This is a genomic window from Morganella morganii, from assembly GCF_019243775.1.
In the GTDB taxonomy this organism is placed as follows: Bacteria; Pseudomonadota; Gammaproteobacteria; order Enterobacterales; family Enterobacteriaceae; genus Morganella; species Morganella morganii.
Window position 1 is genome coordinate 1,358,639 of sequence record NZ_CP069157.1, and the last position, 20,370, is coordinate 1,379,008.

General features: G+C 44.5%; 26 protein-coding genes and 1 pseudogene. 22 read left to right on the forward strand and 5 right to left on the reverse strand.

Features of this window, described 5'->3' with window-relative positions; genetic code table 11:
• Positions 1-85: 85 nt before the first annotated feature.
• Positions 86-2,077 carry an ATP-binding protein gene (locus tag JL661_RS06495; RefSeq protein ID WP_062771389.1) on the forward strand — a complete coding sequence of 664 codons (1,992 nt, stop codon included), beginning with the start codon at positions 86-88 and terminating at the stop codon, positions 2,075-2,077.
• A gap of 809 nt (positions 2,078-2,886) precedes the next feature.
• Here JL661_RS06495 and JL661_RS06505 read toward each other — a convergent pair.
• The 5 genes from JL661_RS06505 to JL661_RS06525 all read right to left on the reverse strand — a co-directional run bounded on the left by JL661_RS06505 (position 2,887) and on the right by JL661_RS06525 (position 6,609).
• On the reverse strand, positions 2,887-3,762 hold the full coding sequence (locus JL661_RS06505; protein ID WP_218481035.1) for a hypothetical protein: 876 nt from the start codon (positions 3,760-3,762) through the stop codon (positions 2,887-2,889).
• Between the two features lie 254 nt (positions 3,763-4,016).
• Entirely contained in the window at positions 4,017-5,150 is a 1,134-nt protein-coding gene (locus JL661_RS06510; RefSeq protein ID WP_062771393.1) for a site-specific integrase, read from the reverse strand.
• Positions 5,125-5,376, reverse strand: a complete 252-nt coding sequence (locus tag JL661_RS06515; protein WP_071992669.1) for an excisionase — start codon at positions 5,374-5,376, stop codon at positions 5,125-5,127. Before JL661_RS06515 ends, JL661_RS06510 begins: the two co-directional genes overlap by 26 nt.
• 291 nt (positions 5,377-5,667) lie before the next feature.
• Entirely contained in the window at positions 5,668-5,877 is a 210-nt protein-coding gene (locus JL661_RS06520) for a hypothetical protein (RefSeq protein WP_062771394.1), read from the reverse strand.
• A gap of 99 nt (positions 5,878-5,976) precedes the next feature.
• On the reverse strand, positions 5,977-6,609 hold the full coding sequence (locus JL661_RS06525; protein WP_036422711.1) for a LexA family protein: 633 nt from the start codon (positions 6,607-6,609) through the stop codon (positions 5,977-5,979).
• Between the two features lie 103 nt (positions 6,610-6,712).
• Between JL661_RS06525 and JL661_RS06530 the strand changes: the two genes are divergently transcribed.
• The 21 genes and pseudogenes from JL661_RS06530 (at position 6,713) to JL661_RS06625 (ending at position 20,345) form a co-directional block, all read left to right on the forward strand.
• On the forward strand, positions 6,713-6,919 hold the full coding sequence (locus JL661_RS06530) for a Cro/CI family transcriptional regulator (RefSeq protein ID WP_062771396.1): 207 nt from the start codon (positions 6,713-6,715) through the stop codon (positions 6,917-6,919).
• Positions 6,920-6,957: 38 nt separating this feature from the next.
• Positions 6,958-7,413 (forward strand): YmfL family putative regulatory protein, encoded by a 456-nt coding sequence (locus JL661_RS06535; RefSeq protein ID WP_062771397.1) that lies wholly within the window; start codon positions 6,958-6,960, stop codon positions 7,411-7,413.
• Between the two features lie 63 nt (positions 7,414-7,476).
• Positions 7,477-7,668 carry a hypothetical protein gene (locus JL661_RS06540; RefSeq protein ID WP_062771399.1) on the forward strand — a complete coding sequence of 64 codons (192 nt, stop codon included), beginning with the start codon at positions 7,477-7,479 and terminating at the stop codon, positions 7,666-7,668.
• Positions 7,665-7,856 carry a DUF4222 domain-containing protein gene (locus tag JL661_RS06545; protein ID WP_062771401.1) on the forward strand — a complete coding sequence of 64 codons (192 nt, stop codon included), beginning with the start codon at positions 7,665-7,667 and terminating at the stop codon, positions 7,854-7,856. Before JL661_RS06540 ends, JL661_RS06545 begins: the two co-directional genes overlap by 4 nt.
• A complete protein-coding gene (locus JL661_RS06550; RefSeq protein WP_062771403.1) occupies positions 7,849-8,892 on the forward strand; it encodes a conserved phage C-terminal domain-containing protein in 1,044 nt (347 codons plus the stop codon). The genes JL661_RS06545 and JL661_RS06550 overlap by 8 nt, the downstream gene beginning before the upstream one ends.
• A complete protein-coding gene (locus tag JL661_RS06555; RefSeq protein ID WP_062771405.1) occupies positions 8,889-9,137 on the forward strand; it encodes a hypothetical protein in 249 nt (82 codons plus the stop codon). Before JL661_RS06550 ends, JL661_RS06555 begins: the two co-directional genes overlap by 4 nt.
• A complete protein-coding gene (locus JL661_RS06560) occupies positions 9,137-10,153 on the forward strand; it encodes a DUF968 domain-containing protein (RefSeq protein WP_062771407.1) in 1,017 nt (338 codons plus the stop codon). The genes JL661_RS06555 and JL661_RS06560 overlap by 1 nt, the downstream gene beginning before the upstream one ends.
• A gap of 30 nt (positions 10,154-10,183) precedes the next feature.
• Entirely contained in the window at positions 10,184-10,624 is a 441-nt protein-coding gene (locus JL661_RS06565; protein WP_062771409.1) for an antiterminator Q family protein, read from the forward strand.
• A gap of 103 nt (positions 10,625-10,727) precedes the next feature.
• Entirely contained in the window at positions 10,728-11,897 is a 1,170-nt protein-coding gene (locus JL661_RS06570) for a hypothetical protein (RefSeq protein ID WP_218481036.1), read from the forward strand.
• Between the two features lie 305 nt (positions 11,898-12,202).
• Positions 12,203-12,394, forward strand: a complete 192-nt coding sequence (locus JL661_RS06575; RefSeq protein WP_036418393.1) for a phage holin family protein — start codon at positions 12,203-12,205, stop codon at positions 12,392-12,394.
• The gene (locus JL661_RS06580) at positions 12,387-12,863 is read left to right on the forward strand and encodes a lysozyme (protein WP_036413627.1); all 477 of its coding nucleotides are present in this window, start codon (positions 12,387-12,389) and stop codon (positions 12,861-12,863) included. Before JL661_RS06575 ends, JL661_RS06580 begins: the two co-directional genes overlap by 8 nt.
• Complete coding sequence (locus tag JL661_RS06585) at positions 12,863-13,003, forward strand: hypothetical protein (RefSeq protein ID WP_162268131.1); 141 nt, start codon at positions 12,863-12,865, stop codon at positions 13,001-13,003. Before JL661_RS06580 ends, JL661_RS06585 begins: the two co-directional genes overlap by 1 nt.
• Positions 13,000-13,527, forward strand: a complete 528-nt coding sequence (locus JL661_RS06590; protein ID WP_062771413.1) for a hypothetical protein — start codon at positions 13,000-13,002, stop codon at positions 13,525-13,527. The genes JL661_RS06585 and JL661_RS06590 overlap by 4 nt, the downstream gene beginning before the upstream one ends.
• A 74-nt stretch (positions 13,528-13,601) precedes the next feature.
• A complete protein-coding gene (locus tag JL661_RS06595) occupies positions 13,602-14,105 on the forward strand; it encodes a hypothetical protein (RefSeq protein WP_150974937.1) in 504 nt (167 codons plus the stop codon).
• 111 nt (positions 14,106-14,216) lie between these two features.
• Positions 14,217-14,276 (forward strand): annotated as a pseudogene (locus JL661_RS18730) (HNH endonuclease); the annotation flags it as partial.
• Positions 14,277-14,427: 151 nt separating this feature from the next.
• Complete coding sequence (locus tag JL661_RS18655; RefSeq protein ID WP_425593541.1) at positions 14,428-14,571, forward strand: HNH endonuclease; 144 nt, start codon at positions 14,428-14,430, stop codon at positions 14,569-14,571.
• A 146-nt stretch (positions 14,572-14,717) separates the two neighbouring features.
• Entirely contained in the window at positions 14,718-15,188 is a 471-nt protein-coding gene (locus JL661_RS06605; protein ID WP_062771418.1) for a phage terminase small subunit P27 family, read from the forward strand.
• Between the two features lie 3 nt (positions 15,189-15,191).
• Positions 15,192-16,922, forward strand: coding sequence for a terminase large subunit (locus JL661_RS06610; RefSeq protein WP_062771420.1), 1,731 nt, complete (start codon positions 15,192-15,194; stop codon positions 16,920-16,922).
• Positions 16,922-18,259: a phage portal protein gene (locus tag JL661_RS06615; RefSeq protein ID WP_062771422.1), complete on the forward strand. Its 1,338-nt coding sequence runs from the start codon at positions 16,922-16,924 to the stop codon at positions 18,257-18,259. The genes JL661_RS06610 and JL661_RS06615 overlap by 1 nt, the downstream gene beginning before the upstream one ends.
• 5 nt (positions 18,260-18,264) lie before the next feature.
• The gene (locus JL661_RS06620; protein WP_062771424.1) at positions 18,265-19,116 is read left to right on the forward strand and encodes a head maturation protease, ClpP-related; all 852 of its coding nucleotides are present in this window, start codon (positions 18,265-18,267) and stop codon (positions 19,114-19,116) included.
• 14 nt (positions 19,117-19,130) lie between these two features.
• Complete coding sequence (locus JL661_RS06625; protein WP_062771425.1) at positions 19,131-20,345, forward strand: phage major capsid protein; 1,215 nt, start codon at positions 19,131-19,133, stop codon at positions 20,343-20,345.
• Positions 20,346-20,370: the final 25 nt, after the last annotated feature.

Sequence of the window (20,370 nt, forward strand, 5' to 3'; positions counted from 1 at the left end):
GGTTCTTTAAAAACCTATCTTGATGTTACTAAATTACTCTATAAAATGTAAAAAAAGTCAATTCCACCATAGGATGTGAGCGCAAATGGCAAAGCAGATTATTCAAGGTACAACTGAAATCAACAGCTCGGGTATCAAGAATCATTTTGTGTCAGTTGAACCTGTACAGGCGATATTGGAACTCGTATGGAATGGATTTGATGCTGGCGCTAAGAATATTAACATCAACATAGTTTATGACCATTTTAATACAGTAAAAAACTTGACCATTCTTGATGATGGTGACGGGATAAACTTTACTGATTTAGGCAGCAACTTTAATCGATTTAACGATTCATTAAAAAAAACAAGCATTGATCAACACGGTTCTAAAGGTCGAGGGCGTTTATCATTTCATAAGCTTTGTCATCAAGCTAACTGGTATACTAAATATCAAGGTAGAAATGCTTGTATTAAAATTAATGATGACGATATTAAGGTATATGAAGCTCAAATTGATATCAATGCTGAAGAGCAAAACAGTTTATTGAATGTAATGGATAAGGGGACGTGTGTTGAATTAACATTATTACATTCAAGCCTTCCAGATAGAAATAAATTAATTTCTATTCTGTCCAATGAGTTTTGTTGTAAATTGGCATTAGATGATGAAAGGAAGATTTTTTTAAATGGTGCTGAAATTGATATCCCTGAACACGAAATAAAAGAGATCTCTTTTGAGATTGAGAATAATGATTTTATGGTGAAAGGAATACGCTGGGATAAAAAACCGGCGACTGAAAAATCATTTATTTATTTAACTGATAGTTCAGGGAAAATTGTCCACAAAGAATCGACAACATTCAATAAAAAAAGAGACTTTCATTTAAGCGTGTTTGTTTCATCTATTTGGGCTGATACTTTCAGTGCTAATGGCGATGATATTTTCTCCACAGCTAAAAGCAATCCTGATTCAAAAGTATGGAAATATTTAGTTAAAAATATTTTGAAGTTCTCAAGATATATATATGATGATTTCCTTAGAGTGCAGGTTGAAAAAGCCATACAAAAACTTGAGGAGGATGGTGCATTTCCTACATACAATGAATACGATATAACATATGCTAACTGGAAAAGAAATAATATCAAGCAGGTTGTGAGAAGTATTTATATTGCTGATCCTCAGTTTTTGGTATCACTGAATATAAAGCAGAAAAAGGTAATCATCAGACTTCTTGATAAGATGCTTGTGTCAAACCAAAATGAAGATTTATTTGATATCCTTGAAAGTGTTTTAGATTTAAGTGATAGTGATCTTTCTAGATTTGCATCACAATTGAAAAAAACAAAATTAGAAAATATTATAAGTTCAATTGAGGAATTACAAAGAAGGCGTTTTGCAGTTGAGAAGTTAAAGCTAATAATGAATGAGCATTATAAAGAAGTTCTAGAAACGCCTGACTTACAAAAAATCATTGAAAATAATACATGGTTATTTGGTGAAAGATACGAAACTATAGGTGCGGAGGAAGATACTTTTACTAAGATTGCAAAATCATTGAGGGATAGCGTTTACTCCATTAATAACATAGATGCACAAGATGTAGAAAATGGAGAGGATATTGTAGGTGCCAAGAGACAAACTGATTTATTCTTAGCGAGAAGGATACCAACCTTCGACTCTAATGGTAATAAGATTTTCAGATGCATAATTATTGAAATTAAAAGGCCAAGTATAGCCCTAAATGTTAAGCATTTACGTCAACTAGAGGATTATGCTGCGATTATTAAACGGCACCCTGAGTTTTCTAGCCAAAATTTGCATTTTGAATTAATTCTTATAGGTAGAAAAATTTCTAGTCAAGATATAGAGATTCCTACTCGCTTGTCAAATTATGCTGGCCGTGGTGATGTTGGTTTAGTATCTGATGATGCAAATATGAAGCGTTATGTTAAGAATTGGTACACAATATTTGATACTTTTGAATTGACAAATAGTTTCATGCTTGAAAAATTACAAATGGAAAGAGATGTAATTGAAAATAAATCCAGGGAGGAGCTTGTTAAGGAATTACAAGAAGATAGTGTTGATGTTTAAAAATAAAACATTAACACTACACTTGAAGAAGTTTCTTTCTTGCTAGTGTACTTGTAAGTATCCCACATAATCATGCCATTTCACACTAATGCTGAGATAGTTACATCTTCCCTAAAAGGGTATAAAATTTGTACGGTTTGTGGTGTATTTAAGATTCAGATGAGTGGGGTTTTAAGCAAACATGGCTGCTTTGAGCAAGTATCGGATATTTAGGCTGCTATAACAAGCCTAATGGTTGGCTTTTATGAGAATATGTATTTAACTGCCATAATGTAATAAATGGAATTAAGGCATAATGAAGGCACGAACAAAATCACAGTCCGCTAGTCAACGGGGCACGACAGTTCGTTACTGAAAGAGAAAATGTTATGTCGAAATCAAAAGAGCCAATCGCTATTGCTCTGAATCTTGCATATGTTAGGGCAGGGTAACTCGCTGTGGCATTACAATAATGAACGACCTCATCAGGAAAAATGTGTTGTGGCCGTATGCCAATGGAAATATTACTTGATAAGAAACGCATTTGGGATAAGAAGAATTTAATCCAGATGTAATCTGACTGATACATTTATAAATAACTGGTAACAGCCAGATCAGGACTGAGCTAATACAAATTATACTACAGACTTATGCGATCACGTTGGATATTAAACCTTTCCGTGTAACAGTGCATCATGAGATCTCTATGAGTTTGATAAGGCTCTCCAGCATTTTGATTAACCAGGGCTATATCTTTGAATGATGTTTTATTCAAAAATCCAACATCTAAACACGACGCGAAATTGATAAATTTCGAGATATATCTATTTTCATATACATCTTGTATCTCTGCCTTTGCAAGGCAATCCACATGTAAACCACATATACTTAAAAACTTTTTTTTCCTCAGCCGCAGTGAAATCAGGGAACATATCAAAATCCACTTTCCAATCACCACATATCCTAATTTGATCCCAAGCGTGATGCTCCATACTATTAGCAATTAGAAAAAACTTGAAGGGATTTGTAAATACAGAGGCTGGGAGAGCTAAATATTCAAAGTCCTTGTAAACTATTAAGTTAACAAATTCATCATATTCTCCATCTGGTACAATTATAAAGGCAATATCGTTCGGCTCAAAAGAAACATTTTTATTGATACGCCACTCATTTTCCCAGCGCATATCATACGTTTTTCCGTAAGCTTCTAATGCGAAAGGCTCATTGAAAACTAGCTGGCGAATTGACTCTTTTTTTTCTTCATTAATATACCTTACAGGTATCATCCCCAAAGATTGAAGAAAGTCGTGATAGAAGATGATCCCATACTCTGAATTTCGCGCTTCAAAATGCTTAGCTACTTCTTCCTGCGTGCAATGTGCAAAACTAACGGACTTGATTTCCTGAGGGAATACTTCTCCATTTTTTATTTTATTGGCATAAAAACCTTTTGGGTTAGCGGTCAGTTCTTTGTTTTCCAACAGGCTCAAAAATCTTTCTTTAGCAGATAGCCCAGCTATATCTCTCAGTACTCGTGCCGAACCCACACCTTTCTCATATCTACAAGATGAATCGCTGACTACATGTAAAAACAATTCGATGTGGTAGTCACGATAACGCTCTATTATTCCATCAAATGTTTCAATTTTAGGCTCAAAAAGATGCTTCTCTACAAAAGAAATTCTGTTATTCTTAATGGTTATCATTATATTTCCTCTAAAGCGAAATACCAATATTCTCGCAGATATATCTGAACGGTTAATTTTGTCATTCTCTACTACTTTTTTAGTTTTCTCATTGTATCGATGAAGATCGACTGGGAGATAAACCATATGATTAGTATCCAAAAATAGGGATGGTTATTCAAATGCTTTTATTTGAGGAATGTCTGTTCTTGGCACAAAGCATACATGCAGTTTGAAAGGCTGATATACGAGTTTAACTATGGTTCAATAAAATATTATATCAACACTCTTATCCAATCTTTGCCACGATCATCATGATATTTATCGGTTTGTTGCTGATTTTTATGGCCCAGCAGATTTTTGGTGTTAATTCCCTGTTGCCGGTATAAACGCTCCGATAATGACCGCATTTCATGAAATGTCGGTGCTGTTCCTTCCTCCCATTTTATTCCGCATTTATCCCTGGCTTTCCGGAAAGTTGTAGTCAGCGTATTGGCTGTTACTTTTTCTCCTTTTTGCGCCTGTGATGTGGTGTGCTGATAATGCACCAGGTATTTACTGACAACACGATCCCGGCAGAAAGTAATAACTTCGCGTAACGACATACCTATTGCCTGACATCTCAGTGAGAGGGGGATAGCCAATTTTACGCCGGTCTTTTCCTGTTCGATGTGTAGCATGTCGTCCCATACATCCGAAAACTTCATATCAGAAATATCTCCCAGGCGCTGTCCCGTTACGACAGCCAACAGCATTCCGCATCTGAGATAGTGAGGGTAATGCTCCGCCTGGCTGAATATCGCCTGCCATTCTTCCAGTGAAAGCCGTTCGCGCTTTATTCTGTTTCGTGGCTGTTTGGTTGCCTGCGCTGGGTTATATCCCGGAGGTACGTGACCGGCATGCTGGGCTTCTTTGAAAACGTCGATCAGCACCATTCTGACAACCTGAGCCATTCGGTTATGGCCGGCCGCTTTAACTTGATCTGTGATTTCAGCTATTTCCAGTGCGGTAATATCTTTAAGTTTCAGCATGCCGCAGTGTTCCCGGAATAAATTTACAGGTTTATTTTTCTGCTTCAGCGAGTTAGGTTTTAGTTCACCTTCACGTACTCGTTCGTTCTGAATTTCAAGGTATTTATCAAGCCACACGCTGACACTGATCCCTTGTCTGGCGTTTTTAATTCCTGACAGGCGATCATTGATACTCAGTATTTGTTTTGTTTGTTGTTCGGCAATTATCATATTTGCCTGGATAGCGACTTCCTTTGCTTCTTTCTCATCGGTACCCAGGCTGTGAAATTTACCTGTCAACGGATGCTTGTACTGCCAATATGTCTTGTTGTTTCTTTTATCAAGTTTGCAGTACAAATTAGGGACAATAATATTATGAGAGCGTGGTCTCGCAGCCATCAGACAAAATCCTTCTTAACATATCGCCAGAATTGCCCGGTAATTGAGGTTTCGAAATAATTCCGACATAACGAGCGTCACGATCTACCATCCATTTTTTACCGACTTTTAAAGCTGGTGGTACCATCATGTGAGATTTCGCATATTTATATAATGTCCGCCTGCTCGGAGCCTCATCACCAAACTCATGTTCTGCCCACGCTTCAAGATCTACCATTCTTGACATCGTTTTCTCTCCACACAATTTAGATAATAAAAAGCCGTTACTTTTTATAAGTAATTAATTCCCTGGTGCTGGAATGATGGTTATTTCTTTTTTATTATTCACAAAAATAAGTCCACCAGCGGTTATGCAAGGTATCTATCCGGCAGGACGATTTATGCCGGTGGACTTATGTTTGTAAAAAAGGGCGGCCGGCTGGTGGAATGTACCGTGGTATGCACGGCCGCTAATGGTATTGCATGGTTATTGTTATGGGGTCGTTTACTCTTCACACAGTTATCAGATACGCAGCCGTTACTGCGGTTGTACTGTTAAAGCACAGCGGTCTTCCCACTTGATGATATCTTCATCGAGTCGACTGATGGTGCGTTCGTGGTCGCGGATCTCTCTGTCACGTTCTGCATGTAGTAATTGCAGCTTTTGAATCGCTTGGGCTTTTTCGGTGATCCACTGTGCAACATCGTCGGCGGACATATTGCTGGTGATGGTAGGTTCTGTTTGCATGGTCAGATGCTCCTAAGTTTCGTTAGGTTTAAATCTAAGATAACTTAGTTTATCTGTCAATACAAATCTAAGAATTGTTAGATTTGCATGCTGAAAGGATTAGAGTTCGTACTGTACGCCTTTGACAACGCCAACAATTTCGCAGTTGCCGTTAATTGCAATATTCGGATAACGAGGATTCAGTGGGGACAAAAATCTATTGGGGCCATCTATAACCAATTTTTTAATGGTAACGTCATTAGTCCCGTTTAGTCTAGCAACAACTATTTTGCCGTGGGTGGCTTCTGCAGACGGATCGACAATAACCATAACTCCTTCCGGAATGGAGGGCGTTCCAGTTGGGTTTGTCATGGAATCACCCTGAACTATAAGCGCAAAACTATTCGGTGACACTTTAATGGAAGTCTCTAAATATTCGGTAGCTTCATCATATATTTCAGAGGGGATACTTTCTGTGAATTTACCTGCCTGTACATAGGAAATTACCGGCAATCGCTGCATTGTAGTAACAACACTATCAGCTTGTTTTGAGGAAATACCATGTAAAATATAGGCCTCAGAGGTGTTAAAAAACTGAGCTAATTTAATCAGGGCGTCACCATTTGGTAGGTTTAGATCTTTCTCCCAATACCCAACAGCAACACCAGACACACCGCAATACTTTCCCAAGTCATTTTGAGTCGTCTTTGTCAGGCTTCTAAGCCGCTTAATCCTGCTTCCTACAGTATCCATGTGAATCCCAGAGTTAGTTAAAAGCTAAGTTATCTTAGTTTTTGTTGATAAAAGATAACTTATATTTTAATATCTAATTTATCTTAGATTTGAGGGCGTGCTTATGACCACCAGCGAAGTTGAAAGCTATTTCGGAGATGCAAACAAAGTAGCTGATTTTTTTGGAATAACCCCTGAAGCATTTTACCAATGGAAGAAACGACCGGGAGGTCTGATCCCTAAAAGCAGAGCATTTGAAGCAGCCTGCCGTACTGACGGAAAGCTGAAGTTCGATCCAATCCTTTACAAGCAGGGTACCAAAACTCTCTGACTTTGGTAACTACAACCCAACCTGAAAGCGAGTAGGCAATGAAGAATGAATCACTGAAAGAAGTCGTAAGAGAGATGTGCAGCGCTACTAATGGTGGGCGCGAAGTTATGGCCGGTGCACTTGGTATGTCTGCCACGTCGTTCAATAACCGATTTTATGAAAAGAACGGCTGCAGGTTCTTCGATCACCACGACCTGATGACGATGCAGGAAGTCTCCGGGACGAAACTGTATGCCGAATATGTTGCAACAGAATCTGAAATGCTGCTGGTGGAAAGAATCAATCTTGATGATCTGGACGAGCCCGAATTATTTCGCCTGCATAGCAAGGTAGCGGCTAATCAGGGGGCACTGGCTGTGTTTATGGATAAATCACTGGAAGACGGGCAGGTAGACAGTGAAGAAGAAAAACAACTGAAAAAACTGTTGGATCGGACTGTGGCGACAGGAAGGACATTTATCTATGCATTCATTAAGTACCACAAGAAAGGGTGAAGCCGAGAGTATACGGCTCTCGGCTTCGGTCGCGCTATATCAATGGTGTGAAGAGATAAACGCATGAGCAGATTAACTCATTTGGCAGGCTTTGCGCAACTCCGCGTTGCTCCTGTGAAGGGTGGTAAAGACCCTGCCGCATTTGTTTATACGGTAAGAGTACCGGAAGGTTTCTCGGAAACAAACTACCAGTTTGTGAAGTGGGCGGTAGGTGATTTTAACCGTCTGGGTAAGACAGCAGGAGCCGCGACATGAAAGAAACAGCTGACAATCTGGATCGGTATTACACCGACAGCCGCGGGCGGAAAGTTCATGTTGTCCGGTTTGACCGGCAAAACAGCCGGGTGATTTTCATGCGTGACGGCTATGAGCATCCGTGCTTTGAACCTCTGAAAACCTTTCAGGAGCGGTATACACGCGTGGATGAGGTGAACCATGAGTAATTTACTACTGAAAAGCCGTCCGCTGGTAATCATTCCTGAGCTGGCAGTCCGGCTTGGTGTGAGTGAAGCGATAGTACTTCAGCAGGTTCAGTACTGGCTTAACGATACTGCCTCAGGTGTTGAAATTGATGGTCGCCGCTGGATTTACAATACGATAGATCAGTGGAAAGAGCAGTTTCCGTTTTACTCAGAAAAAACCATCAAACGGGCGTTTACTAACCTGAAAACCCTGGGTGTTCTGAACGTTGAGCAACTTAAAAAAGCATCTCATGACCGAACGAATTACTACTCAATAAACCATGAACACCCGCTTCTTTCCGATGGGGTCAAAATGTCTTCACCGAACGGGTCAAAATGTCCTCATCGAGCTGGTCAAAATGACCATGTCGAAGAGGTCAGCATGAACTCATCGAACGGGTCAGATTGTCCCGATCTTACAGAGACTACAACAGAGATTACTACAGAGAATACAACAGAGAATACAACAGAGAATTCTTGTCCGGTTCCTGCGGAACAGGACCCGGCGAAAGAGGTTCTTGATTATTTTAATCTCACGACCAATTCAAATTACCGTGACGGAAAAACTACGATGGGACATATCCGCGCAAGACTGGCTGAGAATTATCTCCCATCTGACCTGAACCTGATCACCGACTACCTTACTGAAAAATGGCAAAACGACAGCAGGATGCGGGATTACCTGCGCCCTAAGACGCTGTTCAGCCCTGAGAACTGCGAAGAATATTTTGCCAAAGCACAGAAATGGCATGAATCCGGCCGCCCTGCGTGTGTTAACGGCCACTGGCTGAAGCCTGGCGAGGTGCATGTGGAAATTGATCCGCTGGAACGTGACGAGGCATTCGCTCGCCTGATTAGCAGCGGGTCAAAGCCGCGTAACCGCATCGAGGAAATCGCACTAAAAATGGCCGGTAAAACTGGTATCCGGAGGCAGACAGAATTCATGGGTCGCAAAACATGGATTTATATCTGGAAACAGGCCACAGAGCAGGCCGCAAAAGAACAGGAGGCAGCATGATCATGCGTTTGGAAAGCAAAGAGATTTACGGTGTGAGTGTGGTTCCTGTGATGGCGGTTCTGCACCGGTTTATTCGGTGGTGGGTACTGCGCGACCTGAACCGCGCCTGGTCAGATGATCGCTTTTTTGAAAAGCACATTCAGCGCCGCGGCTGGCTGCATATTGCGGACGCGTTCACATTCCACAACCGGTATCAGCGACTGCGTGAAGTGGTGAAAGCATATCAGGGGAAGGGCGCTATCTGATGAATTACCTGTTAACCGGCTTTGTCCAGGAAGATGCCCGGATCCTGATGTTTAATCCGGGCGCGGAGATCGGCAATTTCCGGAATGGCGCCCGTTATGTTGTCAGTGCTGCTCCCCGTTCAATGGATGGTATTCCGTCCGGTCGCGTTCCGGCAGATACGCAGCCGCTGCTGACGGATGCTCGGGTATTACGTTTCCTGGACAATCCCGCAGTGGTAAAAGCTGCCGGCGGTTTACAGGGGTTTCGGCATTACGTTAAATCGATGGGTCACTGCCAGATTAACGATCCGGAAAACCCTTATCACCACCACGAACTGACCATGACCCGGCGCAAGGACGGATTCATCCGGACGTGCTGGCACCATGACAACATCTTGCGGGCGCGTAATGTCCACCAGCAGCAGGCGGATGAAATTCTGTTATGCAACCAACGGGCATTTGTGGCGAGAAGTATTTTTACCGATCTTCGGCTGCCGGCCGGCCACTTTCTGAATCCCTCCGATTTGTTCACCTGGTCGGTGATGCGCCGTGTCAGTGATCATCTTCCGCCCTTTATCTGTTCATACATCCTGATGCAGCCACCGGAAGAAGAGATAATCGGCACCATGACGGAGCATTCCATTGTTCACCGGGCGCGTTCACACAGTCAGATTGTTCAGGGCATTGTTGAGCAGGTAAAGCCGGTCGTTATTCCGGAGATAGAGCCGGAGCCACCAGCCAGTTTTATGAAAATCCCGAAGTTAAAACGCTGGGAGTGCCCGAAATACCTGCAATGGGTGAAAAGCCAGCCGTGTTGTGTGTGCGGCCAGCAGGCGGACGACCCACATCACATCATCGGTCATGGCACCGGCGGTACCGGCACAAAGGCACACGACAGCTTTACTATCCCGCTGTGCCGTATTCACCATGACGAGTTACACAGCGACCCGGCAGCATGGGAGCAGAAGCACGGCAGCCAGCTGGAGTTGTTATTTAAGTTTATGAACCGGTCATACGGGATCGGTGTTTTTGGTTAATGCGCTGTACGGAGCGCTGAGAGATAAACAATGAGAGATATTCAGATTGCATTAGACCGCTGGGGCGGATGGTCTTCATCAGACAACTGTGGAGTGGATTACTCACACATAGCAGCAGGATTTAAAGGGCTCATCGTCAGTAACAGATCGGAGCGCCAGTCATGTAGCGATCACGATGGCCGTGTTATCGACCAGGCAATCACTAAGTTAAAAGCTGTCAGAAAAGATGAAGAACTCGATCTGATTGTTGCTCATTACATGTACGGGGTATCAAAACGGGCAATAGCCCGTAAATGGAAGTTAAGCGAGGGGCGTATACGTCAGATGCTTCAGGTTGCAGAAGGGTTTGTCGATGGTTATCTGTATGCCACCGGTGCAGTTCTTGATATGGATTTAGAGATAGAAAAAGCCAGGGTAATAAATTGCAGTAAAAAAGTATTAGTGCGCTACGCAAATTCGGTGCTACTGTGATAAGAGTGATTCCTATGTCACATTGCTTATAAACAGAAACCTCGCAATTGCGGGGTTTCTAATATATTATTCATAATATATGGTTAATTTATGAGTGATATTTATGAATGATGAGAAAAGCAAGCAAGAGCAAGAGTATCGTATTTTTGTAGATAATTTAAAAAATACTACTATGTGTATTGACTCATTAAGCAGTGATAATTTTATCAATGGTATTTCTAATAAATTAAATAATGATAAAAATAATATACATAGTATAGAATTAATTAAAAAACTATATGATGATATTGTAGATGTAAATAAATATATAAATATCCGTAGTGATATGCTATATAATGTATGCAAAAAATCAAGGTTATTTGGTTATGTGAAGTATGATGATAAAACTAATAGAGTTCAATATCTTTTGTATATGTATACATATTTTATTCGTTTTATTATGGAATATAATTTTGAAAGAGTGGACAATGGTATTGTTCCTGAACTTATACTGCCAATAAATAATTATCAATACTATGATATAATATATGAAAACATAATAGATGATTATAATTTTAGTTTATATGGTTATTATCTTTATGCTAAAAACGAATTTTTGAATAATATTATTAAGGATAAGTTACAATTACTGAGAGGTAATGATATTGAACTCAGTACTATCAATAAAAGTATCAAAGATCTATCAGATAAAAATAATGAAATAATAAATAAATTTAATGAAATCGAAGTTAGTGGTGAAGACTATATTTTAAAATTTAAAAGTGAAATGAATGAGATAGAAAGGACTTTAAGAGATGATATTTTTGAAAAAGTAAGTATAATTCAGGGCTTAGAGAAAAGTGTTAATAATATCAATAACGGATTAACTTTTATTGGTCTCGAGAAAGCATATGAAAAATTTTCTATTCAGAAAGGCAGAGAAAAAAGAAATGCAAGGAATGTTTTGAAAATATCTGTTTCATTATTATTTTTACCTATTATAGTTAAGATAATTTCATATGCTTGTGGTGTTGTTTACAATTATTATGGTTATGCGCTTACAGCAACAGCAACTTTACTTTTTTTATACCTATTCAGAGTGTCATTACTAAACTATCAATCTATAAAAGCAGAACTAACTCAAATAAACCTAAGAAGAAGTCTGTGTATGTTTATCCAGGGATATACGGAATTTTCTGTAAAACACGAAGATCGGTCATCTCTCTCTAAGTTTGAAAGCTTAGTTTTTTCAAACGTAATACCAGATTCTAAAAAAAATACCATCTACTCTTGATGGTTTAGAGCAGTTGGCTAAATTATTCGAATCAATGAAGGGAAAGAATAGCTAAATTCTATAAATTACTTAAGGTCGCTCCGGCGGCCTTTTTTTTGCCAGCAACAACAAGAGCATTGGAATACGACAGGCTCATTACCTAATCCGTATTCGGTCACAGTGCTCTTCTTCTTGCTTTCCCGCCGCTGGTGGGATTATCCGAACAATGCCGCAGCCACCTCACTTTAACCTGTTTAAAACATATAAACCGGTTGCGGCATTTCCCTATCAATTCACACACGGAACACTCCGCAGGGGGTGGAAAAATGCGTATGTCCGATAAATATTCCAGCCCTGCGGCGTATGCGTGGGGTGTCTTTACTGCTGCTTTTGGTGCTCTGTCTCTGGATCAATGGGCTATCGTTGCCGGTATCGTCTGCACCATCGGGACGTTCCTGGTGAACTGGTATTACAAACGGAAAGAATTCCAACTGAAAGCCGGAGAACATCATGAATAACCGATTATTTAAAAAAGTCATGGCCGCTTGTGCTGCCGGGGCAATTGCCGGTGCGCTGGTGCTGATCCCCGCATATGAGGGTGTTGAGTACAAACCTTATCGTGATGTGGCCGGAGTGCTCACCGTATGTTACGGCCATACCGGCAGTGATATTCAGCCCGGCAAGCTGTACACGGACGCTGAATGTAAGGCGCTGTTGCATGACGACCTGACGAAAGTCCGGCGCGCGGTTGACCCGATGATCAAAGTGCCGATTGATGACAATACCCGGGCGGCCATCTATTCATTTGCATATAACACCGGAACCGGTGCGTTCTCGCGCTCCACTATGCTGCGCAAACTCAATGCCGGTGATATCGCCGGTGCATGTGACGAAATGAAGCGCTGGACGTTTGCCGGAGGTAAACAGTGGCAGGGTCTGATCAACCGGCGCGAGACGGAGAAAGCGGTATGCCACGGAACCCTTTAATGCAGATCATCATTGCTATCATCCTGCTGACTACTGCTCTGTTGGCGGGTTGTTATCTGTATTCACTCGAGAGTCACTGTAAGCCGCTGCCGGGTAACCAGCTGGAAGGTGTGATCCACTATGAGTGTGAAGCGCCATGAAAAGGGTAATCACTGTATTGCTCAACGGCTGGTTGTGGGCAGTTGTGTTCTTCGGGTTATGGATGTTCAGCATGCTGTCAGCCGAGAAAACGGAAGGCCAACACAAAGACGATGTAATCACCGATCAGCAAAAGGTGATTGATAACGCTTACACCAGCATCGATATCTTTGACCGCGTGGCCGCAGCGAACGCCAACCGCAGCATGCGCATCGAGGCCAAATCACAGGAGAAGCAGATTGAATACCGTACCATCATCCGGAAAGAGCCTACCTGCAATCTGTATATCCCTCAGCCTGTTTCTGATGGGTTGCTCAACCACGTCTACGCCATCCGTGAATCAGCAATGCGTTTCGATTCCGGCATCACTGACCCAGCCGGTGCTGGTACCGCTGCCACCCGCCGACTGACATATTGCCAGGCGGTTGAGTGGATAGAGCCGCTGCTGATGGCATTGGATAAGGCTAACGGGCAGTTGATTGATATCCGGAAAGCGGATACAGAGCGAAATAGAAAGCCACGATAAGCTGGTATTTGAACAGCAAAGGCTTGATCGCGTATATTAATAGGGAGATGCTAAATATTATGGAGTGTACACTTATGTTTGATTGGATTAGTCTATCTGTGAATTCAGTTGTTGCGTTAATTACGGGTAGTCTTGCTGCAATTATTACTTCACGAATTGCCATGAATAAATTTTACAAAGAAAAATGGTGGGAAAGGAAGAGTCAGTCGTACAATACGTTAATTGATGCATTAATAGAAATGGAATCCATTTACAAAAAGGCGTCAAGGCACTTTGAAATTGTTTATCAAATTGAAAGGTCAGATAATGAAATTATACCGAATATTAATTTTGAGTGGAGTCGGTATGATGAATTAAGTATTGTTATTCGCCGAATTTATATACTGTCGCCAATATCTTTAAGCAAAAAAGCAAAAGAACTTTTAGAAGAATATTTTACAAAATCAGAATCACTTGAATACTCAGTACATAAAGAGGGGTTCCACAATTTTATCGCATATGGTCAACTAAGTGAGGCAATAAATTCAATTATTAATCCTATTATAGATGACGCAAGGAAAGAGCTAAGGTTTAATTAAATATAGGTACATAGAAATATAACTTCGGAAAGCTTGAGTTCCTGCTCTGTTGCAAATCACAAAAAGAACATAATGACCCGCCACGTGCGGGTTTTTTATTGGAGAATTTTAATGCCACCACGCATCCCCCGGGCCTGCCGCAAACGTGGCTGCGCAAAGACAACCACCGACCGCAGCGGCTACTGCGAAGAACACCGAAATACAGGCTGGGAGAACCACCAGCAGGGTAAGAGCAGACACGAGCGCGGCTACGGTACCAGGTGGGACCGGTTGCGTGCTGTGGTGCTGAGCAGGGACAAACATTTGTGCCAGCAGTGCCTGAGTGACGGTCGCGCAACAGAGGCAAAGACAGTGGACCACATCACCCCGAAAGCTCATGGGGGGGACCGATGCGGAAAGTAATCTGCAAAGCCTGTGCTGGCCCTGTCACTACCATAAGACGGCAACAGAACGTAATCGCGGCTGACTGCTGATGATGCATGGGGGAGGGGGAGGTCAAATCCCTGCCGCCCCACGGCCAGAGGACCGCCGCCTTACCTCTTTTCAGATCGCCGCAGGTTAGAAAACTTTTTTCCGGGATCCCCGGATGGGAATCAATAGGAGAAAACGATTATGTCGGGACCACCGAAAACCCCGTCACACCTGCGTTTGGTCAGGGGTAACCCATCAAAACGCCCGATCAATAAAAAAGAACCGAAACCGCCGTCAGGGGTACCCCCAACTCCGAAGCATTTTACCAAGCAGGGGAAATACTGGTTTAAGCGGATCGGGGAAGAACTCGATGCCATGGGCGTGATGAGTTCGATGGATGCCAAAGCGCTGGAGCTGCTGATCGAGGTATACACCGAATACCGGCAGCACTGCGATACCCTGGACGAAGAAGGTTACACCTACACAACACAGAGTGATGGCGGCACACTGATAAAAGCACACCCGGTGGCGGCAATGAAAGCCGATGCCTGGAAACGGATCCGGGCAATGCTGGGTGAATTTGGTATGACCCCGGCGTCCCGCTCGAAGGTAACGATTAACACACCAGCCGAAGAAGACCCTTTCGAGGCATTTATGAAAAAGCGCAAATGATGAATGGCAACCGTAGCAGATGGGATCCGGTACGCCGAACAGGTAGTTGCCGGAGAAATAGTTACGGGCGAACTGATACGCCTGGCGTGTCAGCGGTTTCTTGATGATTTAGAGCGTGGCCCTGAGCGCGACATCTTTTTCATTGAAGAACGCGCCCAGCATATTCTGGATTTTTACCAGTTTGTCCCGCACGTCAAAGGGGCGCTGGCAGGCAAGCCGATAGAGCTGATGCCGTGGCATACCTTTATTCTGATTAATATCTTTGGTTTCGTGATCCCGCTGGTTGATGAACTCAGCGGTGAGGCTCAGTACGACGATGACGGCGATCCGGTACTGGTTCGTCGCTTCCGGACAGCCTATAACGAAGTTGCACGTAAAAACGCCAAATCCACACTTTCATCCGGCATCGGCCTGTATATGACCGGTGCTGACGGTGAGGGGGGCGCCGAGGTTTACTCGGCAGCTACAACCCGTGATCAGGCCCGTATCGTGTTTGAAGATGCGAAAAACATGATTAAAAAGGCCAAAAGCTCACTCGGCCGCCTGTTTGAATTTAATAAGCTGGCGATTTACCAGGAGCGGTCCGCATCCAAGTTTGAGCCGCTTTCCAGCGATGCAAACAACCTCGACGGCCTGAATATTCACTGCGGCATTGTGGACGAACTTCACGCCCACAAAACCCGTGATGTGTGGGATGTGCTGGAAACCGGGACCGGTGCCCGTCTGCAATCGCTTCTGTTTGCGATCACCACCGCGGGATTTAACCGCGAAGGCATCTGCTACGAACTGCGGGATTACGCCATCAAGGTACTGCGGGGCGTAGTGGAGGATGACACTTTTTTCGCGGCCATTTACACGCTGGATAAAGATGATGAACCGTTCGATGAGTCTGTCTGGATAAAGGCTAATCCGGGGCTGGGTGTCTGCAAGCGCTTTGATGATATGCGCCGCCTGGCGAAAAAAGCAAAAGAGCAGATTGCCGCCCGGCCTAACTTTCTGACCAAACACCTCAATATGTGGGTTAACGCGGAGTCGATCTGGATGGACTCAGGAAAATGGGACAACTGCCCTGAAAACGCGCCGGATGATGAACTGAAGAACTGCCCGGTCTGGGTCGGTGTTGACCTGGCAAATAAAATCGACGTGGCCGCGGCAATTAAGGTTTATGAAGATCCGCGCGGACAGGTGCATGTTAAGTGTAAATTCTGGCTGCCGGAAGACCGGATAGAAACCGCACCGAATCATATTGCGGAGCTGTACCGGAAATGGGCGGCCGCCGGGCATCTGGAGCTGACTGATGGTGAGGTTATTGATCATGACATCATCAAAGCCGACATTCTGGCATGGTGCGAAGGTGATGACCTGCGTGAGCTCGGGTTTGACCCGTGGAGCGCGGTGCAGTTCTCACGCCGCCTGGCGGAAGAGGGGATCCCGCTGGTGGAAGTGGCGCAGACGGTGAAAAACATGTCTGAATCCATGAAAACAGTACAGGCCGATGTCTATTCCGGAAAATTTCACCATGATCACAATCCGATGATGTCCTGGATGATGTCGAACGTGACCGTAAAACCGGACAAAAACGACAACATTTTCCCGAACAAATCGACACCGGAAAACAAAATCGACGGACCGGTCGCGCTGTTTACGGCCAAATCACGCCAGATGGTGAACGGCGGGGAGGATAAGCAGGATCTTTCCGGATTCTTTGAAAACCCAATTATGGTAGGTATTTAATGAAGCAAAATAAGCAACTGGGCCGCATCCGCAGTGCGCTGCTTAACTGGCTGGGTGTGCCTGTTCATCTGACATCCGGTGAGTTCTGGCAGGAATGGGCCGGTACCAGCAGCAGCGGAAAGGTAGTGACGGCAGATAAAGCCATGCAGCTGTCTGCGGTATGGTCCTGTGTGCGCCTGCTCAGTGAGTCCATCTCAACATTACCGCTGAAAATCTATCAGAATCAGCGTGACGGCTCCCGGACGCTGGCGAAAGAGCATCCGGTATACCGGCTTTTATGTAAGCAGCCGAACGCCGAGATGACACCATCCCGTTTTATGCTGATGGTGGTCGCCAGTATCTGCCTGCGGGGTAACAGCTTTATTGAGAAGCGGTATATCGGATCAAAACTGGTCGCTTTGCACCCGCTCTTACCACAGAACATGGTGGTAAGACGCGGAAAAAGCGGTCGTCTGGAATATGAATATACCGACCCGCTGACACAGACAAAGCGCGATATTCCTCTGAAATCGATGATGCATATACGTGGTTTCGGGATGGATGGTATCTGCGGCATGATCCCGGTAAAAACCGGGCGTGATGTGATTGGTGCCGCGATGTCTGTCGAGGAGTCCGCCGCAAAAATATTCGAAAACGGTCTTCAGAGTTCCGGGTTTCTGTCAGCTGAGATGCCGCTGAACGATGATCAGCGCGGGAGGATCAGAAAATATATTGAGGCATTTGTCGGCTCGAAAAATGCCGGGAAAATTATGGTGCTTGAAGGGGGGATGAAATACAACAATGTCACCATGAACCCGGAGGCTGCTCAGATGCTGGAAAGCCGGACCTTCAGCATAGAGGAGATTTGCCGCTGGTTCCGCGTGCCGCCGTTCATGGTTGGTCACATGGATAAACAGAGCAGCTGGGCGTCAAGTGTGGAAGGGATGAATATGCAGTTTCTGACCAATACACTGCGTCCGCTGCTGGTGAATATCGAACAGGAAATCAGCCGTTGCCTGCTGAACGATGACGATGATTATTATGCTGAATTTTCTGTTGAGGGGTTATTCAGGGCAGACAGCGCGGGGCGTTCAGCTTACTACACAACATCACTGCAAAACGGATGGATGAGCCGCAATGATGTCCGCCGTCTTGAGAATCTTCCGCCGATTGATGGTGGCGATATTTATACTGTCCAGCTTAACCTGACCCCGATCGATCAGCTCGGTAAAGACAACGGGAAAAATGAATCAGAAAAACTGCGGGCAGGAATAGCGAACTGGCTTTTCCCTGAATCATCTTCTGCCGCAGCGGGTCCGCAACAACAATCCACGCAATCACCTCATTCCGGGGAGTAAATTTCATGAAAAAAAGTAACCTGCCGGCAGCGCCGGAGGGTCGCCCCTGCGCGTCAGTTAATTATGAACTGAAACCGAAAGCGCTGGAAAACTGGAACAGCGGCATAAAAGCCGCCAGCGCTGATAACACTATTTCCATTCTTGATGTGATCGGTGCCGATATGTGGGGTGATGGTGTTTCCGCAAAGCGGATTGCCGCAGCGCTGCGGGTTATCGGTGACAATGATGTGGTGGTAAACATTAACAGCCCCGGCGGTGACATGTTCGAAGGTCTGGCTATTTACAACCTGCTCAGGGCACACAATGGTCATGTCACCGTCAATGTCCTGGGTATCGCCGCGTCAGCAGCATCAATAATCGCGATGGCCGGAGATGAAATTCTGATGGGCCGGGGCGCGTTTCTGATGATTCATAACTGCTGGGCTATCAGCATGGGTAACCGACATGATTTTGCAAAACTGGCCGCTGATCTTGAGCCGTTTGATAAAGCCATGGCGGGTATCTACATGGCCAGAACCGGACAGGATGAAAAAGATATCTGCCGGATGATGGATGAAGAAACCTATATCGGCAGCAGCGATGCCATTGATAGCGGGTTTGCCGATGGCCTTCTGGCAGCGGACGCTATCGATAACGGTGACGAAACCCCGCAGGCCGCTGTCAGAAAAATTGATGCGCTGCTGGCAAAAACAAACACACCGCGCTCTGAGCGCCGGAAACTGATTTCTGCTTTAACGGGAAGTATGCCGGGCGCTGCTTCCGACCCTGAAGGTACGCCATGCGCTGCCACTGAAATAAATCCACAAACCTTATCTGAACTGGAAGAGGCGGTAAGAGCCTTTACTCCGGCACGTTAATTACTGGAGACATTATGTCTGATACAAACGAATTACTGAAAAGCCTGAAAGCGCAGATTGAAAAAGCAAACAGCGACTTTAATGCCAAGGCGGAGAGCGCACTGACAGAAGCACAAAAAGCGGGCGGACTCAGTGCAGAGACAAAAGAGGCTGTTGATAAAATGGCGCTGGAGCTTAACGCGCTGCGCGAAGCCGAAAAAACCATTAAATCTGCGATGGGGGAACTGGAACAGCACATTGCCCAGATGCCTCTTCAGAATGCCCTGAAAGCCGCGCAGTCCTTTGGTCAGCAACTGATTTCTGCGGAAGTACTGAAAGATATTAACTCCAGCATTCAGGGGAATAAACGCATTTCTGTACCGGTACAGGCGGCGCTGATTTCAACCGGTGTTGCCGAAGGTGTTGTTGAGCCTCACCGTCTGCCGGGTGTTGATGTGGCACCAAAACAACGGTTATTTATCCGTGATTTGATTGCTCCGGGAAAAACGCAGTCACCGGCAATCTTCTGGGTTCAGCAGACCGGATTTACTAATAAGGCAGCAGTGGTTCCGGAAAATACCACCAAGCCTTACAGTGATATTGAGTTTGCAACCAAAATCACCCCGGTAACCACTGTTGCTCACATGTTTAAAGCATCCAAGCAGATCCTGGATGACTTTTCACAACTGCAGTCACTGGTGGATGCTGAAATGCGTTACGGCCTGAAGTTTGTTGAAGAACAGGAAATTTTGTTCGGTGACGGCTCCGGGGCGCATCTGCACGGCATTATCCCGCAGGCATCGAAATACAAAGCTGAATTCAGCGTTGAAAAACAGAATGGTATTGATGATCTGCGCCTGGCGATGCTGCAGTCTCAGCTGGCACGTTTCCCGGCATCCGGGCATGTCCTGCACTTTATTGACTGGGCGAAAATCGAACTGACCAAGGATTCGCTGGGGCGCTACATCCTTGCCAATCCGGCCTCACTTACCGGCCCTACACTGTGGGGATTGCCGGTTGTGGCAACAGAAACGGCAGCATTCAAAGGTAAGTTCCTGACAGGGGCGTTTAATGCCGGTGCTCAGTTGTTTGACCGTGAAGAAACCAATGTGGTGATCTCCACTGAAAACGCCGACGATTTTGAGAAAAACATGATCTCAATCCGTTGTGAAGAGCGCCTTGCTCTGGCAGTAAAACGCCCGGAAGCCTTTGTTTATGGCAATTTCACTGTAGCCGGTGCTGGTGAATAATTCTCTGAAAACAGGCGGCCTGCGG

What these genes read in the sequence shown, in the direction of transcription:
- JL661_RS06495 (WP_062771389.1), top strand. Translation starts at nt 86, where the DNA reads ATGGCAAAGCAGATTATTCAAGGTACAACTGAAATCAACAGCTCGGGT.
- JL661_RS06505 (WP_218481035.1), bottom strand. Translation starts at nt 3,762, where the DNA reads ATGATAACCATTAAGAATAACAGAATTTCTTTTGTAGAGAAGCATCTT.
- JL661_RS06510 (WP_062771393.1), bottom strand. Translation starts at nt 5,150, where the DNA reads ATGGCTGCGAGACCACGCTCTCATAATATTATTGTCCCTAATTTGTAC.
- JL661_RS06515 (WP_071992669.1), bottom strand. Translation starts at nt 5,376, where the DNA reads ATGTCAAGAATGGTAGATCTTGAAGCGTGGGCAGAACATGAGTTTGGT.
- JL661_RS06520 (WP_062771394.1), bottom strand. Translation starts at nt 5,877, where the DNA reads ATGCAAACAGAACCTACCATCACCAGCAATATGTCCGCCGACGATGTT.
- JL661_RS06525 (WP_036422711.1), bottom strand. Translation starts at nt 6,609, where the DNA reads ATGGATACTGTAGGAAGCAGGATTAAGCGGCTTAGAAGCCTGACAAAG.
- JL661_RS06530 (WP_062771396.1), top strand. Translation starts at nt 6,713, where the DNA reads ATGACCACCAGCGAAGTTGAAAGCTATTTCGGAGATGCAAACAAAGTA.
- JL661_RS06535 (WP_062771397.1), top strand. Translation starts at nt 6,958, where the DNA reads ATGAAGAATGAATCACTGAAAGAAGTCGTAAGAGAGATGTGCAGCGCT.
- JL661_RS06540 (WP_062771399.1), top strand. Translation starts at nt 7,477, where the DNA reads ATGAGCAGATTAACTCATTTGGCAGGCTTTGCGCAACTCCGCGTTGCT.
- JL661_RS06545 (WP_062771401.1), top strand. Translation starts at nt 7,665, where the DNA reads ATGAAAGAAACAGCTGACAATCTGGATCGGTATTACACCGACAGCCGC.
- JL661_RS06550 (WP_062771403.1), top strand. Translation starts at nt 7,849, where the DNA reads ATGAGTAATTTACTACTGAAAAGCCGTCCGCTGGTAATCATTCCTGAG.
- JL661_RS06555 (WP_062771405.1), top strand. Translation starts at nt 8,889, where the DNA reads ATGATCATGCGTTTGGAAAGCAAAGAGATTTACGGTGTGAGTGTGGTT.
- JL661_RS06560 (WP_062771407.1), top strand. Translation starts at nt 9,137, where the DNA reads ATGAATTACCTGTTAACCGGCTTTGTCCAGGAAGATGCCCGGATCCTG.
- JL661_RS06565 (WP_062771409.1), top strand. Translation starts at nt 10,184, where the DNA reads ATGAGAGATATTCAGATTGCATTAGACCGCTGGGGCGGATGGTCTTCA.
- JL661_RS06570 (WP_218481036.1), top strand. Translation starts at nt 10,728, where the DNA reads ATGAATGATGAGAAAAGCAAGCAAGAGCAAGAGTATCGTATTTTTGTA.
- JL661_RS06575 (WP_036418393.1), top strand. Translation starts at nt 12,203, where the DNA reads ATGCGTATGTCCGATAAATATTCCAGCCCTGCGGCGTATGCGTGGGGT.
- JL661_RS06580 (WP_036413627.1), top strand. Translation starts at nt 12,387, where the DNA reads ATGAATAACCGATTATTTAAAAAAGTCATGGCCGCTTGTGCTGCCGGG.
- JL661_RS06585 (WP_162268131.1), top strand. Translation starts at nt 12,863, where the DNA reads ATGCAGATCATCATTGCTATCATCCTGCTGACTACTGCTCTGTTGGCG.
- JL661_RS06590 (WP_062771413.1), top strand. Translation starts at nt 13,000, where the DNA reads ATGAAAAGGGTAATCACTGTATTGCTCAACGGCTGGTTGTGGGCAGTT.
- JL661_RS06595 (WP_150974937.1), top strand. Translation starts at nt 13,602, where the DNA reads ATGTTTGATTGGATTAGTCTATCTGTGAATTCAGTTGTTGCGTTAATT.
- JL661_RS06605 (WP_062771418.1), top strand. Translation starts at nt 14,718, where the DNA reads ATGTCGGGACCACCGAAAACCCCGTCACACCTGCGTTTGGTCAGGGGT.
- JL661_RS06610 (WP_062771420.1), top strand. Translation starts at nt 15,192, where the DNA reads ATGGCAACCGTAGCAGATGGGATCCGGTACGCCGAACAGGTAGTTGCC.
- JL661_RS06615 (WP_062771422.1), top strand. Translation starts at nt 16,922, where the DNA reads ATGAAGCAAAATAAGCAACTGGGCCGCATCCGCAGTGCGCTGCTTAAC.
- JL661_RS06620 (WP_062771424.1), top strand. Translation starts at nt 18,265, where the DNA reads ATGAAAAAAAGTAACCTGCCGGCAGCGCCGGAGGGTCGCCCCTGCGCG.
- JL661_RS06625 (WP_062771425.1), top strand. Translation starts at nt 19,131, where the DNA reads ATGTCTGATACAAACGAATTACTGAAAAGCCTGAAAGCGCAGATTGAA.